The 14,545-nt window shown below is 71.8% G+C and carries 15 protein-coding genes and 1 pseudogene; 4 read left to right on the forward strand and 12 right to left on the reverse strand.

Annotated elements, in window-relative coordinates; translation table 11 throughout:
* Nucleotides 1-147: 147 nt before the first annotated feature.
* The 5 genes from K4S16_RS23185 to K4S16_RS23205 all read right to left on the reverse strand — a co-directional run bounded on the left by K4S16_RS23185 (nt 148) and on the right by K4S16_RS23205 (nt 3,501).
* A complete protein-coding gene (locus K4S16_RS23185; protein WP_149261088.1) occupies nt 148-1,323 on the reverse strand; it encodes a Dyp-type peroxidase in 1,176 nt (391 codons plus the stop codon).
* Entirely contained in the window at nt 1,323-1,856 is a 534-nt protein-coding gene (locus tag K4S16_RS23190; RefSeq protein WP_149261089.1) for a copper chaperone PCu(A)C, read from the reverse strand. The genes K4S16_RS23185 and K4S16_RS23190 overlap by 1 nt, the downstream gene beginning before the upstream one ends.
* 87 nt (nt 1,857-1,943) lie before the next feature.
* Nucleotides 1,944-2,480, reverse strand: a complete 537-nt coding sequence (locus K4S16_RS23195; protein ID WP_149261090.1) for an MFS transporter — start codon at nt 2,478-2,480, stop codon at nt 1,944-1,946.
* A gap of 99 nt (nt 2,481-2,579) precedes the next feature.
* Nucleotides 2,580-3,020, reverse strand: coding sequence for a nuclear transport factor 2 family protein (locus K4S16_RS23200; protein WP_149261091.1), 441 nt, complete (start codon nt 3,018-3,020; stop codon nt 2,580-2,582).
* Nucleotides 3,021-3,048: 28 nt separating this feature from the next.
* Nucleotides 3,049-3,501, reverse strand: a complete 453-nt coding sequence (locus K4S16_RS23205) for a VOC family protein (protein ID WP_160160999.1) — start codon at nt 3,499-3,501, stop codon at nt 3,049-3,051.
* Between the two features lie 154 nt (nt 3,502-3,655).
* Here K4S16_RS23205 and K4S16_RS45840 point away from each other — a divergent pair, with 154 nt between their 5' ends.
* A complete protein-coding gene (locus tag K4S16_RS45840) occupies nt 3,656-4,729 on the forward strand; it encodes a LuxR C-terminal-related transcriptional regulator (protein WP_160161000.1) in 1,074 nt (357 codons plus the stop codon).
* Between the two features lie 22 nt (nt 4,730-4,751).
* On the opposite strand, the gene K4S16_RS23215 is transcribed toward K4S16_RS45840, so the two are convergent.
* The 4 genes and pseudogenes from K4S16_RS23215 to K4S16_RS46955 form a co-directional block, all read right to left on the reverse strand.
* Nucleotides 4,752-5,759 (reverse strand): helix-turn-helix domain-containing protein, encoded by a 1,008-nt coding sequence (locus K4S16_RS23215; protein WP_160161001.1) that lies wholly within the window; start codon nt 5,757-5,759, stop codon nt 4,752-4,754.
* Between the two features lie 87 nt (nt 5,760-5,846).
* Complete coding sequence (locus K4S16_RS45845) at nt 5,847-6,638, reverse strand: class I SAM-dependent methyltransferase (RefSeq protein WP_235036997.1); 792 nt, start codon at nt 6,636-6,638, stop codon at nt 5,847-5,849.
* 1 nt (nt 6,639) lies between these two features.
* Complete coding sequence (locus tag K4S16_RS45850) at nt 6,640-6,828, reverse strand: hypothetical protein (RefSeq protein ID WP_235036998.1); 189 nt, start codon at nt 6,826-6,828, stop codon at nt 6,640-6,642.
* A gap of 95 nt (nt 6,829-6,923) precedes the next feature.
* Nucleotides 6,924-7,556: pseudogene (locus K4S16_RS46955) on the reverse strand (hypothetical protein); the annotation flags it as partial.
* 129 nt (nt 7,557-7,685) lie between these two features.
* Here K4S16_RS46955 and K4S16_RS23225 point away from each other — a divergent pair.
* Nucleotides 7,686-8,732, forward strand: coding sequence for a class I SAM-dependent methyltransferase (locus K4S16_RS23225; RefSeq protein ID WP_160161003.1), 1,047 nt, complete (start codon nt 7,686-7,688; stop codon nt 8,730-8,732).
* Between the two features lie 30 nt (nt 8,733-8,762).
* Here the strand turns inward: K4S16_RS23225 and K4S16_RS23230 are convergent, their stop codons facing one another.
* A complete protein-coding gene (locus tag K4S16_RS23230) occupies nt 8,763-9,425 on the reverse strand; it encodes a TetR/AcrR family transcriptional regulator (RefSeq protein ID WP_149261259.1) in 663 nt (220 codons plus the stop codon).
* A 191-nt stretch (nt 9,426-9,616) separates the two neighbouring features.
* On the opposite strand from K4S16_RS23230, the gene K4S16_RS23235 reads away from it, so the two are divergent.
* Both K4S16_RS23235 and K4S16_RS23240 read left to right on the forward strand, forming a co-directional pair.
* Nucleotides 9,617-10,858, forward strand: coding sequence for an oxygenase MpaB family protein (locus tag K4S16_RS23235; protein WP_149261097.1), 1,242 nt, complete (start codon nt 9,617-9,619; stop codon nt 10,856-10,858).
* A 278-nt stretch (nt 10,859-11,136) separates the two neighbouring features.
* Nucleotides 11,137-11,655, forward strand: a complete 519-nt coding sequence (locus tag K4S16_RS23240; protein ID WP_160161004.1) for a GNAT family N-acetyltransferase — start codon at nt 11,137-11,139, stop codon at nt 11,653-11,655.
* Between the two features lie 82 nt (nt 11,656-11,737).
* Here K4S16_RS23240 and K4S16_RS23245 read toward each other — a convergent pair whose 3' ends face one another.
* Together K4S16_RS23245 and K4S16_RS23250 are read right to left on the reverse strand one after the other, a co-directional pair.
* Entirely contained in the window at nt 11,738-13,183 is a 1,446-nt protein-coding gene (locus K4S16_RS23245; protein WP_149261099.1) for a M1 family metallopeptidase, read from the reverse strand.
* A 155-nt stretch (nt 13,184-13,338) separates the two neighbouring features.
* Complete coding sequence (locus K4S16_RS23250; protein WP_149261100.1) at nt 13,339-14,532, reverse strand: RNA polymerase sigma factor; 1,194 nt, start codon at nt 14,530-14,532, stop codon at nt 13,339-13,341.
* Between the last annotated feature and the right edge of the window lie 13 nt (nt 14,533-14,545).

Genomic DNA, 14,545 nt, shown 5'->3' on the forward strand with positions numbered 1-14,545 from the left:
CGACTCGGCCGTGCCCGCCCCAGGGACGAAAGTCCCTTCGCCGAAGCCCGAAGGTCGGGAAGGCTCCCTTCCTGACGGCTGCGGCCAGGCGGTGTCCGCCGCACGACGCGCTGACAATCGTGCGGCGGACACCAGGTGTTCACAGGGTCAGGCCAGCAGGGTCTCGCCGATCCAACCCCCGGGTCGGCAGCCGGGTGGGACGGCGAAGACGGCGGAGCCGATGGGCGTCGTCCACAGGTTGAGCATGTCGGAGGCGGCGAGGCGCTTCTGGACGGGTGTGAACTGACGGTCGAGGTCGGCCTGGTAGCAGGCGAACAGGAGACCGGAATCCACGACGCCTTCCCGAGTGATCCCTTCGTCGTAGTTGTAGCCGCGGCGGAGGATCCGCAGGGACGGGTCGTCGGCGCGGGCGAGGCGGATGTGGGCCTCCTCGGGGATGACCGGGAAGCCGTTGCCGTTCTTGGCGGCGAGATCGGGCTCGTCGTGCTCGCGCTCACCGGTGAGCGGGGCTCCGGTCCTGATGTCGCGCCCCATCGCGAACTGCTTGGCGGCGTCGTCGGCCCGATCCCATTTCTCGAGGTCCATCCGGATCCGGCGCAGGACCATCGTCGTCCCGCCGCGCAGCCAGGCGGGCCCATCGGAGATCCAGACGGATCTGGCCAGGTCGGCGGGCTGGACGGTGCCGTCGAGCTGCCCCATCAGGTTGCGCTGGGTCTGGCCTGGCGGCTGGGCGGTGCGGCGGAAGCCGCGCTGGGTCCAGCGGACGGCGGCGAAGTCCCGGGCGTCCTTGACGATGAAGCGCACGGCATGCGCGAGTGTGACGGCGTCGTCGGCGCACACCTGGACGAGCAGGTCGCCGTCGCTCCAGCGGTCCTCCAGGCGGTCGACGTCGAAACGGGGCAGCCGTGCGGACGGTCGTTGGTGTTCCAGTCCGGCGGCCGCGAACAGGCCTGGGCCGAACCCGAAGGTGACGGTGAGTCGGGCCGGGAGATCGGCGAGTTCGGGCTGCGCGTCGGCCAGGCCCGGCCGCCCCTGGGTGAGGCGGTGGGCGTCGTCGGTGAGGAGCCGCATCAACCGGCCGAGTCCGGCGCGGTCGACGCCGGGTCTGAGGTCGAGACCGACGAACGCCGCGTGGGTCTGCGGGGACGTCGCGATGCCGGCCTGGTGGGGTCCGTGGAAGGGCTCGATCCCGTGCGGCGGCTGGTCGTGCGGTCGCGTCCCGGCGGGCCGGTCGGGGCCGCAGGACGAGGTGGCGGCCAGTCCGGCCGCCACCACCGCCCCACCGGTGAACAGGGCCCGCCGGCTGAGGTTCCGCGCGGACATCAGCCCTCCGGCGCGTACGACTCGTTGCCGCCCTCGAAGGCCTTGCCGAGGGCGCTGAACGGGACCGTGGCGCCGTCCTTCAAAGTGAGGGTGAACGCGACCCGGTCACCCGGCCTGATCGGGGTCTTCACGTCCATGAGCATGATGTGGAACCCGCCCGGCTTGAGTTCGAGGCGGCCGCCGGCGGGGACGACGAAACCGCCCTTGACCGGCCGCATCTTCGTCATTCCGCCCGTGCCGGCGACCTCGTGCAGTTCGGCCTTCGGCGAGACCGGGGTGGTGACCGAGACGACGGTGACGTCGGCGCCGGTCGGGTTGACCAGGCTGCCGAACGCCGCCGACATGCCCTTGTCCGCGGTCTTCACCCAGGGATCGGTCACCGTCAGCGCCGCCGCCCTCCCGGCGGCGGGGGCCGTCGGCGCGGCCGGAGGGGTGGTGTCGGATGCCTCACCGCCGCAGGCGGCGAGGAGCAGGGAAGAGGCGACCAGGCCCGCAATGAGGGCAGGCAGGCGCACGTCGTTCTTGCTGAGCATGTGAAGTCCTTCGGCTGGTGCTGGAACGGACCGTGCGTGAGCGCACGGCGAAGACAACCCGCGGCAGGGGTCGTCACGTCAGGCGCGTCAACGCGCCAGAGCACCGGCCGGAGGGCCGCGCAGGACCAGGACGTGCCGCAGCACCGGGCTTCGCGGGCGCGGCAGGACGGCTTCGCCGGGGACCACGGCAGGTCCGTCGAGGACCTCCGCGACCTGCAGGGACAGCAGCAGCGGGCGTAGCAGGGCCCCGGCCGCCAGGCGTGCCAGGAGCCAGGCGCCGCGCTCACCGCGCCGCAGCCACCAGGCCGAGACGACCGCGGCCAGCAGGTGCGCCAGCGTCATGCCGAGACCGCCGGAGGCGTCATCATCGTGCACGACCGGCCGACCGGCCGCATGGTGCGCGTGACCGGCGGTGAACAGCGTGTGCAGCACGAACTGGCCGCCCAGCAGCCCGCCCATGATCGTGGCCAGGGACCGCTCGTGTCCTGCCAGGACGTACGCGAACCCCAGCGTGCCCGCGAACGCCGCGCCGACCGCCCAGACGGCGATCGGACGGCCCGACGCCGTGAAGTGCCCGAGGCACGTCAGGATCACGCACACCGTCGCGAAGATCGACGCGCGCACTGACCTGAGCGGAGGCATGGGGGTCACGACAGGTCACATCCTGTCACGCCCCTCCTCCGCGGACGGCCTCGGGTCCGGCTCGGCCCAGGGACGGCTCCGTCAGCCTGCCTGGGCTCGGATCGCGTTCACGTCGAGCCACACCTGCTCGCGGCTGATCCGGTCGCCGGTGAACTCGCAGACGTGGAGGAGCCGGAAGTCGACCGGCCTGCCGTCCGGCCCGAAGTCGAAGCCCATGAAGTTCCGGTACGCCCTGCCGCGGTACTGCACCTCGTCGACGAGGAAGCCGGGGCCGTGGAGCCGGCGGACGGGTTCGACGGCGACCTGCTCGAGCTCGGTGAAGAGCGCCTCGTAGAAGCCCATCAGCTCGTCGTGTCCGTGGAACGGGGCGCCGGGGAACCCCACCGGCTCGTGCTCGGCGTCGTCGGTGAGCGTGGCGAGGATCCCCGGCCGGTCGTGGGCCTCCTCCGCGGCGAAGTGGCGGGCGAGCACCTCGTCCATGACCTCGCGCGGCGTGGTCCCCTGAGAATGCGTCGTGTCCATGGGTTCTCCAGTCGTTCTCGTGCGGCGGTCAGGAGTGGAAGGCGATCAGCTCGAGCTGGATCCCGTCGGGGTCGCGGAAGGTGAGGAGCGAGATCGGCATGCCCTCCATCGGGTAGACGCCGGAGTGCGCGACGCCCTCGGCGTCGAGCCGCGCCGTCCACGCGTGCAACTGGTCCAGCGACGCCACCTGGAGGCAGAGATGGTCCAGGCCGGTCCTGACGGGGTCGAATCCCTCCCCTCCGTTCCCGGGGTGGTGGTCGAGCCCGAGGTTGAACGCCATGTCGTCCGTGCCCAGCACGATCGAATGGCCGCCCTTGTCGCTCCGATGGTGCGGTTCGTCGAACTGGCGCCGGAGCCCCAGGACTCTCTGGTACCAGGCCGCGCTCGCCTCGACGTCGGTGACGGTGAGCCCGACGTGCTGAATGCCGACCAGGGCGGCCCGTACGGGCTGCGCCGCGGAGGCCGCCTCCGTTGTGGTCATCGCGATCCCTTCGAGTGAGTCGATGAACGCAACGTACGGAGCGTGCTCGTCCGGCGAGAATCCCCTGACCTGGTGGAGGGCGCCCCCCGTCCGGACGGTCGGCCCCCTCGATCGCGGGATGGCGGCGCGGGCGCACGCCTCGTAGCCTGCTTGCGTGCGCACCGAGCAGTTCGCCCGCGCCCGTGACCGCCTCCTTCGGGAGGTGACGGCGGAGACTCCCATGGTCACCGTGCTCAATGAGACCGTGGCGGCTCTGCACGCGGTCACGCGCTTCTCCTGGTGCGCGGTGATGACGGCGGATCCCCGCACGCTGCTGCCGACCGGCGGGGTGGTCGAAGGCTTCTCGCCGGACGCCTGCGGCCCCTTCTGGGACAACGAGCTCCTCGCCCCCGGCTTCAACAAGTTCAACACCCTGGCCCGCAGCACCGACCCGGTCGCCACGCTGTTCGAGGCCACGGACGGCGACCTCGCGCGGGCGCCGATCTACACCGACCTGTACGCCCCCCTGGGCGTCGCCGACGAACTCCGCGCCGCCTTTGTCGTCGGGGGCCGCTGCTGGGGTGTCGCCGCCCTCCTCCGGGCCTCCGCGGACGGCCCGTTCCCCCGCCGCGAGGTCGAGCACGTCCAGGCTCTCCTGCCGTTGATCACCCGCTCCGTCAAGAGCAGCGCGTGCAGGCTCGAAGCCGACGCGGGCTCCCCCACGGCGATGGTCGTCGTCGACGGCTCCAACGGGATCCGGGACCTCACCGTCGAGGCCGGCGAACTCCTCGACGACCTTCGCACCACCGGCGTCGACGAACCCGGTCTGCCCACGATCCTCGGCACCGTCGCGACACGAGCCCGGTCGACCCGTACCGCGAACCGGCTCGTCACGCGGGTGCGGGGCCGCTCCGGCCGCTGGTTCCGGGTCACCGCCGGCCCCATGCAGGACGGCGCCGGCGACGTCGCCATGGTGATCGAACCGGCGAGGGCCGCGGACCTCACCCCGATCCTGCTGGAGTCCTACCGCCTCACGGAACGGGAGACCGAGATCGTCATGCTGCTCGCGCGGGGGCTCACCACGAGAGAGATCGCCGCCGCGCTCACCCTCTCCGCCCACACGGTGCGCGACCACATCAAGGCCGTCTTCGGCAAGACCGGTACCACCACCCGCGGTGAGCTCGTAGCCCGCCTCTTCGCCGAGCACCTTCTCGACGGCTTCCACAACGCCGTCCACCGGGCCGTCTGACACCCCCGGGCCCGGCCCGCGCCTAGGCGCGCGGTGGGGCGTGGCGCGGTGTGTACAGGGTCCGGTACTCGCCGGGCGGGACGCCGTACGCGGCGCGGAAGAGGCGGCTGAAGTGGCCGGGGTCGCGGACGCCCCAGCGGGCCGCGATGGCGCCGACCGGACGGTTGGACAGGGCGGGGTCGGTGAGGTCGCGGCGGCAGCGGTCCAAGCGCCGGCGGCGTATCCACTCGGCGACCGTGCAGTCCTCGCTCTCGAACAGCTTGTGGAGTTGGCGGAGCGAGATGTTGTGGGCGGCGGCGATCTGCCGCGGGGTCAGGGCGGGGTCGCCCAGGCGCTGGTGCAGGTAGGCGTAGATGCGGTGCAGCAGGGCGTTGCGCTCGACTTCGGGCGGTACCGCGGCGGGCGTGGCGATGCGTCCGGCGAGGGCGGCGGCGACCAGGTCGAGCAGGGCGTTGGAGATGTGGGCGGCTTCGGCGGGCCGGTAGGCCCCGGCGTCCGCGGTGACGCGCCGAAGCAAGGTCGATGCCAGGGCGGCGGCTCCGTCCTGCCCGGGCAGCGGGACGGCGGTGAGCCGCGCGACTTGGGCAGGTGGCAACGGCAGCAGTGCCCGGGGCATGGTGATGGAGACGACCTTCTTGCGGTGGCGGCCCACGACCGTCGCCGAGGACGGCCGGGCGAGGTCGGTGAGGGTGAAGTCCCCTGGACGCAGGTCGGCCCGGCGGCCGTCCTGGGTCACGGCGAACTCTTCGCAGGCGATCGCCAGTTTGAGCTCGTAGCCGTCGAGCTGGTCGGTGAATCCGGGGGTGCGGCGGCCTTCCCCCACCCCGGGAGCCGGGCCGCCGGCGCAGGTCAGCACGGCCGCTCTCATCGCTCCGACCTGCGTGACGGCGCAGTGACCGCGGAACCAGTCGTGCCGGCCGTTCGGGAAGACGTACTCGGCGGCCAGCGCCTCGCGGTGCATGTGCTGCCAGTAGCCGTACCGCTCGGCGTCCGGCACGTCATCGGTGCTGAACAGCGTTCTCACGACCACCGCCCCCTCCCCCGGCAGAGCTTCGATCAGCGCCTCGCACCTCGCAGAGGCTCTATGGCCCATATGAACGAATGCGGAGGGACGCGGTCAACCGCCTTTGCGACAGCCAAGCGTGACGACGTACGGCGGGGTGAAGACGATGGCGTGCGGGGCCCTGAGCGCCGCGAGGCAGGAGCCCAGTTCGTCCGCCGTGAGGAGTCCGGCGGAGATGAGGCGCGGCCCCAGTTGCTCGATCGCGATCGGAACCAGCTCGCGTCCCGGCGAGCCGGGTCCGCCCGAGAAGCCGATCGCCTCGGCGCACACGTCGGTGAGCCCGGCCTCGGTGAACGCATGGCGCGCCTGGCCGCCCCACGCCAGGTCGACGCCGGCCTCGCTCAACACGGTCCGCAGGCCGTTCCATGCCTTGGCCACGAGCCCGGAGGCCTCCCGATAGGGCGCGGCCAGGAGACTGAGCCGTCCCGAAAGGTCGTAGTCCTCGGTCACCAGCCAGCCGCCGGGACGCAGCGCCCGCGTCAGCCGCTCGACGACCGCACGCCGCTGCGGCAGATGCATCAGCAGAAGCCGTGCGTGGATCAGGTCGTAGTGCCCCTCGGGCAGCGGATCCTGGACGATGTCGTGGCGCCGCACCTGCACTCCGTCGGCGGCGCGCAGGTGGCCGATGTCGATATCGGTCGCCATCACGTGGCCGCGGGGCCCGCTCATGGCGGCCATCGCCCCGGCGACCGATCCGTTCCCGGCGCCGACCTCCAGGCACCGCCATCCCGGTCCGATCCCGGTCTTGCCCAGTGTCCGAGCGGTGGCCTCGTCGAAGGTCTCGGAGATGCACCGCAGCTGGCGTTCGATGAGATCGCTGCCTGCGAAAACGTAATTCGTGCTCATTTCATCGTCCTTGGAGAGGCACGTTGGGGATCTTTCCGAAGGGGCCGGCGTCGAAGGTGGCCCTGGTGGTGCCGCGGGGCGGGGCGGGGACGTACATGTAGGTGCGCTGCGGCAGGTCGGGCTCGTCCAGGAGGAGGGTTCCGCTGAGGAAGGCGCCGGTGACGCCCTCGGTCGCGGTGCGCTCGGCCACCACCGGCCCGTCTCCGCCGCGGAACGGGGACGGCGGCCCTGTCTCTCCGCGCTTGGCGACGCCAGGCGTCCCGGTGGGGCGGTCGGCGCCGGCTCGTCGGCCGCCTTCCCGGCGACCTGGAAGCGGTGGTGCCGCCCGCCGGTCGCCTGTCGCAGCGCGTCGCGCACGGCGGCGGCGCGTCGCTCCGACAGGGACTGGTTGTAGGAGGGCGCTCCCCGGCCGTCGGTATGGGGACGGACGGCCGCGCGGCGCCGCTGACCACCGGTACCCCGGGCATCTCGGCCGTCGTCCCCGGCGTGAGCACGGTGACCCGGCGGGCACCGGGCGGCAGCGCGGGGAAGTACACGTGCGCCTCGTAGCGCACCCACGGTGCCAGTGGCGCGCTGTAGAAGCTGCCGAACGCCTCCCCGTTCTCGTTGTCCTGACGCAGCGGGTGGTAGAGCCTGCGGCCGACCGGGTCCAGGAGGGAAAAGCCGCTGGAGCCTGGACCGCCTCCCGCCTGTCCGGGCGCCTGGCACGCCGCCGTCCCCGCGGCGAGAGCGCAGCCGAGCACGACCGCCGTCCAGTGCCTGGTCATGCTTCCTCCCGTCCGCGGAGCCGCGTCCGCCGGTACCGCAGCCAAGCGTCGGGTCCGCGGGCGCGTTGCCGCCATGGAGGACGGTGCGCGGTCCTTGGCGATCCGCGCACTCGCCGAAGACGCGTTGGCCACGGCCATCTCGTCCGCTCACCCAGGCATCCGGAAGTCCGGCCGCATTGGCGGCCAATGGATGTGCACTCGTGTCCAAGGGCGCGCCGGGCCGACTCGGCGAGACTCGACGTACCGAGGCCGTTCAGTCGACCGCCGTCAGGGGGAGAGCATGAGAATCGGAGTGATCCCGGACAGTCCTCAGGAGCGCCGAGCGCTGGAGGCGGGGCTGGCCCCGACGCCGCTGTTCGAGACGCAGTTCGCGTTCACCCTGGCACGGGTGGTGATGACCGCGACGCACCTGGGCGTCTTCGACGCTCTCGCGGGCGGCTCCGCCACGCTCGACGAGGTCGCCGAACGCTGCCGGACCCACCCGCGGGCCACCGGAAAGCTCCTCCTCGCGCTCGTCGGGGCCGGATACCTGCGGGCCGACCACGACACCTACTCGCTGACTCCGCAGGCAGGGACCTGGCTCCCGCGCCGCGGTCCGCGCTCCCTGGCCGACAAGCTGGAGTTCCAGTTCTACGAGTGGGACGTGATGGCGCACGCCGTGGAGTACGTGCGCACCGGCCGTCCGGTGGACGTCCACGAGCACTTGGACGACCTGGGGTGGGCGGCCTACCAGCGCGGTATGCGGGCGCTGGCGACCGTCCCCGCGCAGGAGGCCGCACAGCTGATCCCCGTCCCCGCGGGCGCCCGGGCCCTGCTGGACATCGGCGGCTCGCACGGGTACCACTCGGTGGCCCTGTGCCGGGAACATCCCGGGCTGTCCGCCGTGGTCCTCGACCTGCCCGAGGCGGTCGAACACGCGGCGCCGCTGCTCGCCGCCGAGGGGATGGGCGACCGCGTCGTGCATCGCGAGGGCGACGCTCTGCACGACGATCTCGGTGCCGAGGACTACGACGTCGTGCTGCTGGCGAGCGTCGCGCACCATCTCACCGCCGAGCAGAACCGGATCCTGGCCGGACGCGCCGCCCGGGCGCTGCGGCCCGGTGGCGTCCACGCCGTCATCGAGCCCTTCCGCCTCGACCCCGTCGGCGAGGTCAGTCAGTTCGGCGCGCTCACCGACTTCTACTTCGGGCTGACGAGCCGCGCGGGCACATGGTCGCCCGACGAGATCGCCCAGTGGCAGCGGGACGCCGGTCTGGCGCCGGCCGCACCGGCCGTCCTCACCGGCACCGGGATCGGCCTTCAGACGGCCGTCAAGCGTCCCGGCTGACGGTGGCGGGCCGCCCCCGGCTCCTCGGGGTCAGGGGTGGTCGAGGCGGGGGGTTCCCGGTTCCAGCATGGGGACCAGGAAGCGGCGGGCCAGGGCGGCCAGCTGGTCTTCGTCGTCGAGGTCGATGATGTGGCTGGGGATCGCCAGGAGGGAGCCGGAGATCCGGACCATCATCTCGGCCACGTACTCGGTGTCGAGGTCGGCTGAGACGTTGCCGGCGCGCTGCTCGCGGCGGAGCTGGTCGGCGACGAACCGCCGGACGGTGGCGAGGGTCCGGCCGTCCCCGATCAGGGAGGGCAGCAGCAGGTCCGGTTCCGTGGCGATCAGGCCGCCGATCAGGGGGTTGCCCCGGATGGCGCGCAGCGAGCTCACGAAGCCCAGCACCACCCGGTCGGCGGCGGTCTCGGCCTGCTCGATCTCGACCAGGAACCGGTCGAAGTACCGGCGGAACTCCCGCCGCACCACCTGCTCCACCAGGGCGTCCTTGGTGGCGAAGCGCCGGTAGACCGTGATCCGCGAGACGCCGGCGCGCCGGGCCACGTCGTCCATCGTGGACCGCTGGATGCCCATCCGGCAGAACTGCGCGTAGGCCGCGTCGAGGACGCGCGACCGGGTCTCGTCCACGTCGTCGACCTGCTCGACGGCCTCGACGTAGACGCTCTCCAGCATCGACTCCGAGTCCGCGGACGTCATGAGGAACGACAGCACAGGTTCCACGATCCCCTCCCGAGGCCATTGATTCTGCCCGAATCGTTCACCTTCGTCACGAAGGGTCTTGTGACGAAGCCCACAGTGTGCTCTCATGATGTCGACGCTGATACGCAGAAGCGCAATGCGTTTCATTGTATCAGCCTGCCGCTCTCGGCTCCCGAGGAGGGAAAGGCATGGAACAACCCAGCAGACGCAACGTGCTGATGACGGGCGGGGTGCTCGGCGCGCTCGGCGCGCTGAGCGTCGCGACGCCCGCGCAGGCCAGGCCGCTGTGGACGTGGTCCCCCAAGGGATCGGTCGTGGGCGCCGGCAAGGGGGTCGACCCCCGGTGGGTGTGGGACGAAGAGGCCGACCCGCTCGTCGCCTCGCTGATCGACGACGGGGCCGTCCCCGAGGTCAACAAGCTGCTGAAGACCTGGACCAAGAACGGCCAGGCGCTGCCGAGCGGGCTGCCGAACGACCTGCGGCAGTTCATCGAGAAGGCCCGCCAGCCGCCCTCCTGGGCCGACCAGACGAAGCTCGCGACCGCGTTCAAGTTCAACCAGAAGCGCGGCACCTACCTCGGCGTCACCTACGGCTTCGCCAGCGGGATGATGAGCACGGCCATCCCGCACGAGGCGCGCGCGGTCTACTACTCCAAGGGCGGCGCGGACATGAAGGACCGCATCACCAAGACCGCCAAGCTCGGCTACGACATCGGCACCCGGAACGCCTTCCAGCCCGACGGCGAGATGATCGTCACCTGCGTCAAGACGCGGCTGGCCCACGCGGGCGTGCGCCACCTGCTGCCCCAGTCGACGTACTGGGACCAGGTCGCCGACGAGCAGATCCCGATCAGCCAGGCGGACATGATGGTCACCTGGCACAGCCTGCCCACGACGGTGATGAAGCAGCTCGCCAGGTGGAAGGTGCCGATCCCGGCCGACGAGTCCGCGGCGTTCCTGCACTCCTGGCAGCTGACCGCGCACATGCTCGGCATCCTGGACGAGTACATCCCCAACTCCTGGGACGAGGCCGACGCCCAGGCCGCGCAGGTCCTCGACCCGGTCCTCGCCCCCACCCCCGAGGGCATCAAGCTGGCCGACGTCCTGCTCCACCTCGGCGCGACCATCGACGGCGGGATCCTGACCACGCACATCCTCGGCGCGCTCACGCGCTACATGCTCGGCGACGAGATCGCCGGCTGGCTGAAGATCCCGCGGGAACCGGTGTGGGACCCGGCCTTCGCCGCGTTCTGGCCGACCTTCGTCGCCATCAAGGAGGGCCTGCTCAAGATCACGGACGCTCCCCCCGGGCTGCTGGAGATCTACTGGGCGTTCGACGAGATCATCCGCCTGGGCACCCTGCTCTTCCTGTCCGGAGGCGACCTTCCGATCAGCATCCAGATCCCCACCGCGAACAACCCGAACTACTGATCGGGATCGTCCGGTCCGCCGCGCGGGCCGACGGTCGCGCCCCGCCCCGAGGGCGAGAGGCGCCACGACGAGAACGGGCCCGGAACCCACCCCGATTCCGGGCCCGCGGTCGTGCCGGAGGCGGAGGGCGGCCCCCGGCGGACGCGGACGCGCCGCGCGGAAGGTAATGGCGGTGGGCGGCGCCGTTACCGGTTGACGGCTCGTTTCTTGCGGATTTGGGACGCAGTTGTGGCGTTTGGTTGAAAATGGGGTCTATTTGCATCTGGCACACTGAGGGCGTGACGGTTAATGATCCGTTGATCCGGCTTGCGCGTCCGGGAGACGCGTCGGCTCTGGCGGAACTGCAGCACACTCTGGACAACGAGACGGAGTTCATGCTCCTGGAGCCCGGCGAGCGGGAGCCCGACCTGGAGCCGCTGAAGCTGCGGCTGGCCGCCTGCGCCGAGGGACGCAACCTGTCGTACCTGGTCGTGGCGCTGGACGGGCCCGCGGCGGTGGGCTACGTCGACGTGAGGGTGCTCCCCTACGCCAGGGCCAAGCGCACCGGCTACGTGGTGGCCGGTGTGCGCTCGGGCCATCGCGGCCGGGGTCTGGGCGGAGCGCTGATGCGGACGGCGGTCCAGGAGGCGCGGACGCGCGGAATGCGACGCCTGGAACTCACCGTCATGGAGCAGAATCGCCACGCCTTGGCGCTTTACCTGAATTGCGGCTTTCAGGTAGAAGGGCTCCGGCGGGCGGCGCTGGACGTCCAGGGGCACCGGGTCAACGAGTACTACATGGGCCTGCTGCTGGACTGAGCCCGGAGCGGTATCGCGGGATCCGCCCGCGTGCCGGGAGGGCCGAGGGACCGGCAGGCGGGTTGCCGGCCCCAGGGCGGGATCACCAGTCCGCGGGTTTCCCGGGGCTGTGGAGCCAGACCTTGAAGAAGGCGTCCAGGTCCCGACCGGAGATCCTTTCGGCCAAGGCCTCGAACTCCCCGGTGCTGCCGTTGCCGTACCGCTTCTCGGCCACCCAGGTGCGCACGAGCCGCAGGAACGGCCCGTCACCGATCTTGTGCCGCAGGGCCTGCAGGGTCATCGCGCCGCGGAAGTAGATCGCGCGGTGGAACAGCTGGTCGCGGGTCGGGTCGGCGAGCACGACGTCCCAGAACGGGGGCCGGTCCGGCTGGATGGGCGGCGGGTTCTCGTAGGACTGCTCGAACGACAGCTGCGCGGACTGGCCGCCGTGCTTCTCCGCCCAGTACCACTCGACCCACTTCGCGAAGCCCTCGTTCAGCCAGACGTCCTTCCAGTCGCGGACCGAGACGCTGTCGCCGAACCACTGGTGGCTTATCTCGTGCGCCACACCGCGCTCGATGGGCGGGCTCTGGTAGGTGGGGCGGGTCTGGGTCTCCAGCGCGTTCTCGAGATTGAGCGGCGGCACGTTGTCGTTCTCGACGATGGAGCCGGTGCTGGTGAACGGGTAGTCGCCGAAGTAGCCGGCCAGCTCGTCGGTGACCCGCGTGGTGTGGCGCGGCGTGCTCAGCGCGTCGGGGTCGGAGGCGATGTCCGGGTCGACCGCGTCGAGCTGCGGGACGCCCTTGGGGGTGGTCGTCGTGGAGACGTTGAACCGTCCGATCGAGTTGGTCACCAGGTACGTCGCCATCGGCCGGTCCTCCCGCCACAGGAAGGTGTCCTTGCCGTGGGCGGTCCACTGCTTCACGAGGCGTCCGTTGCCGATCGCCTTGAGGCCCCGGGGGACGGTCGTCTCCAGCGTGACCAGCGCCTTGTCGCGCGGATGGTCGTTGGCCGGGAACCAGGTGGACGCGCCGTTGGGCTCGCCCATGACCGTCGCGCCGTCCCTGGTGGGGACGAATCCGTACGGGAGGTCGAAGATGATCGGGCCGCTCAGGACCTCCGGCACCCCGTCGTACCGGACGGTCACGGTGAACGCGCTCCGCTTCCGCAGCCCCTTCGGCGGGGTGATCTCCAGCTCGCGCTCGCCGGTGCGGTCGTAGGACGCCCTGCGGCCGTTCACGCTCACCGACCGCACGTTCATCTTGTAGAAGTCGAGGTTGAACCTGGAGAGGTTCTGGGTGGCGGTCGCCTTGATGGTGGTCGTGCCGGTGAGCTCGTCGGTGCCGGGGTCGTAGGCCGTCTTCAGGTGGTAGTGCGTGACGTCGTACCCGCCGTTGCCGAGGTAGGGGAAGTAGGGGTCGCCGATACCTGGGGCGCCCGGCTCATACCGGACGTCGGCGCCCGCGGCGGGCGCGAACAGCCCGAGCGCGGCGGCGCCGGCCGCCGCGACCGCCAGCGGAAGCCGGCGGGCGGATCTGAGAGTCGCCATCGAGTCCCTCTCCGTCGAGGTCGGACGATCGCCTCCGCGGCGCTCCGGCCCGGGGCGATCCGAACTTGATCATTTACGTGCCCGCCCGGGATGCCGGCCAAGCCCCACAAAACGATCTTGTCGGGCGGCCCCGCGCGCGGCGGCGGGGCAGGACGTCACGTCCAGCTGAGGCGTTCGGCGAGGAGGGCCTGCTGGGCCGGGTTCCCCGCCAGGGCGAGGGCCCGGCGGTCGGCTGTATGGGCCTCGAGGCGGCGGCCCAGGTCGCGCAGCAGTTCGGCGCGGACGGCGTGGAACAGGTGATGGCCGTCGAGGGCCTCGGCGAGCGGCGCGAGCGCGTCCAGGGCGGCGGTCGGCCCCTGGACGTAGCGGACGGCGACGGCGCGGTGCAGCCGGACGATCGGCGTGTCCGTCATGCGCAGGAGCATGTCGTACAGGACGAGGATCTGCGTCCAGTCGGTGTCGTCCCACGTGGGGGCCTCGGCATGGCAGGCGACGATGGCGGCCTGGAGCTGGTACGGGCCGGGCCGTCTCATCGCGGCGGCGCGGGCGATGAGCCGGGAGGCCTCGGCGACGGCCTCGTGGTCCCAGGCGCCGCGGTCCTGGTCGCGCAGCGGGACGAGGTGGCCGCCGTCGAAGCGGGCGGCGGTGCGGGCCTGGTGGAGCCGGATGAGGGCGAGCAGGCCGAGGACCTCGGGCTCGCGCGGCATGAGCCAGGCGAGGCTTCCGGCCAGCCACTCGGCGTCCTCCGCGAGGTCGCGGGCGTGCGGGCGGTCGCCGCCGCTGGTCAGGTAGCCCTCGTTGAACAGCAGGTACACGACGGCGAGGACCTGGTTCACCCGCGCGTCGAGCTCGTCGTCCGACGGGATCCGGTACGGGATCCGCGCGTCGGTGATCTTGCGCTTGGCGCGGGTGATCCGCCGCGCGACGGTCGTCTCCGGGACCAGGAACGCGGCGGCGATCTGCCCGGTCGTCAGCCCGCACACGGTGCGCAGCGTGAGCGCGACCTGCGCGGCCACGGGCAGCGCGGGGTGGCAGCAGACGAAGACCAGCTTGAGCCGGTCGTCGGGCTCGCCCGGCACCGGCCACTGGAGCCGGGCGAGCTTGTCGCGGTAGTTGGCCTGGCGGCGCAGGAGGTCGATGCCGCGGCGCCGGGCGGTGGTGAGGAGCCAGGCGTCCGGATGGTCGGGGACGCCCTCCTCGGGCCAGCGCCTCAGGGCCGTCTCGACGGCGTCCTGCATGACGTCCTCGGCGGCGGCGAAGTCCCCGAGCGTCCGGATGAGGCACGCCGTCAGCCGGCCCGCGTGCTCGCGCACCACGCGGGCCAGCTCGGCGTGCGCCTCGTCGGTCACGGGATGCGGTCCC

The organism is Actinomadura sp. K4S16, assembly GCF_008327685.1.
GTDB lineage: Bacteria > Actinomycetota > Actinomycetes > Streptosporangiales > Streptosporangiaceae > Spirillospora.

Bases quoted from the DNA above. Each gene is read 5' to 3' on its own strand.
- K4S16_RS23245 (WP_149261099.1), bottom strand. From the start codon at position 13,183: ATGGCGACTCTCAGATCCGCCCGCCGGCTTCCGCTGGCGGTCGCGGCG.
- K4S16_RS23205 (WP_160160999.1), bottom strand. From the start codon at position 3,501: ATGACCACAACGGAGGCGGCCTCCGCGGCGCAGCCCGTACGGGCCGCC.
- K4S16_RS23190 (WP_149261089.1), bottom strand. From the start codon at position 1,856: ATGCTCAGCAAGAACGACGTGCGCCTGCCTGCCCTCATTGCGGGCCTG.
- K4S16_RS23185 (WP_149261088.1), bottom strand. From the start codon at position 1,323: ATGTCCGCGCGGAACCTCAGCCGGCGGGCCCTGTTCACCGGTGGGGCG.
- K4S16_RS45845 (WP_235036997.1), bottom strand. From the start codon at position 6,638: ATGAGCACGAATTACGTTTTCGCAGGCAGCGATCTCATCGAACGCCAG.
- K4S16_RS23225 (WP_160161003.1), top strand. From the start codon at position 7,686: ATGAGAATCGGAGTGATCCCGGACAGTCCTCAGGAGCGCCGAGCGCTG.
- K4S16_RS23230 (WP_149261259.1), bottom strand. From the start codon at position 9,425: ATGACGTCCGCGGACTCGGAGTCGATGCTGGAGAGCGTCTACGTCGAG.
- K4S16_RS23235 (WP_149261097.1), top strand. From the start codon at position 9,617: ATGGAACAACCCAGCAGACGCAACGTGCTGATGACGGGCGGGGTGCTC.
- K4S16_RS23200 (WP_149261091.1), bottom strand. From the start codon at position 3,020: ATGGACACGACGCATTCTCAGGGGACCACGCCGCGCGAGGTCATGGAC.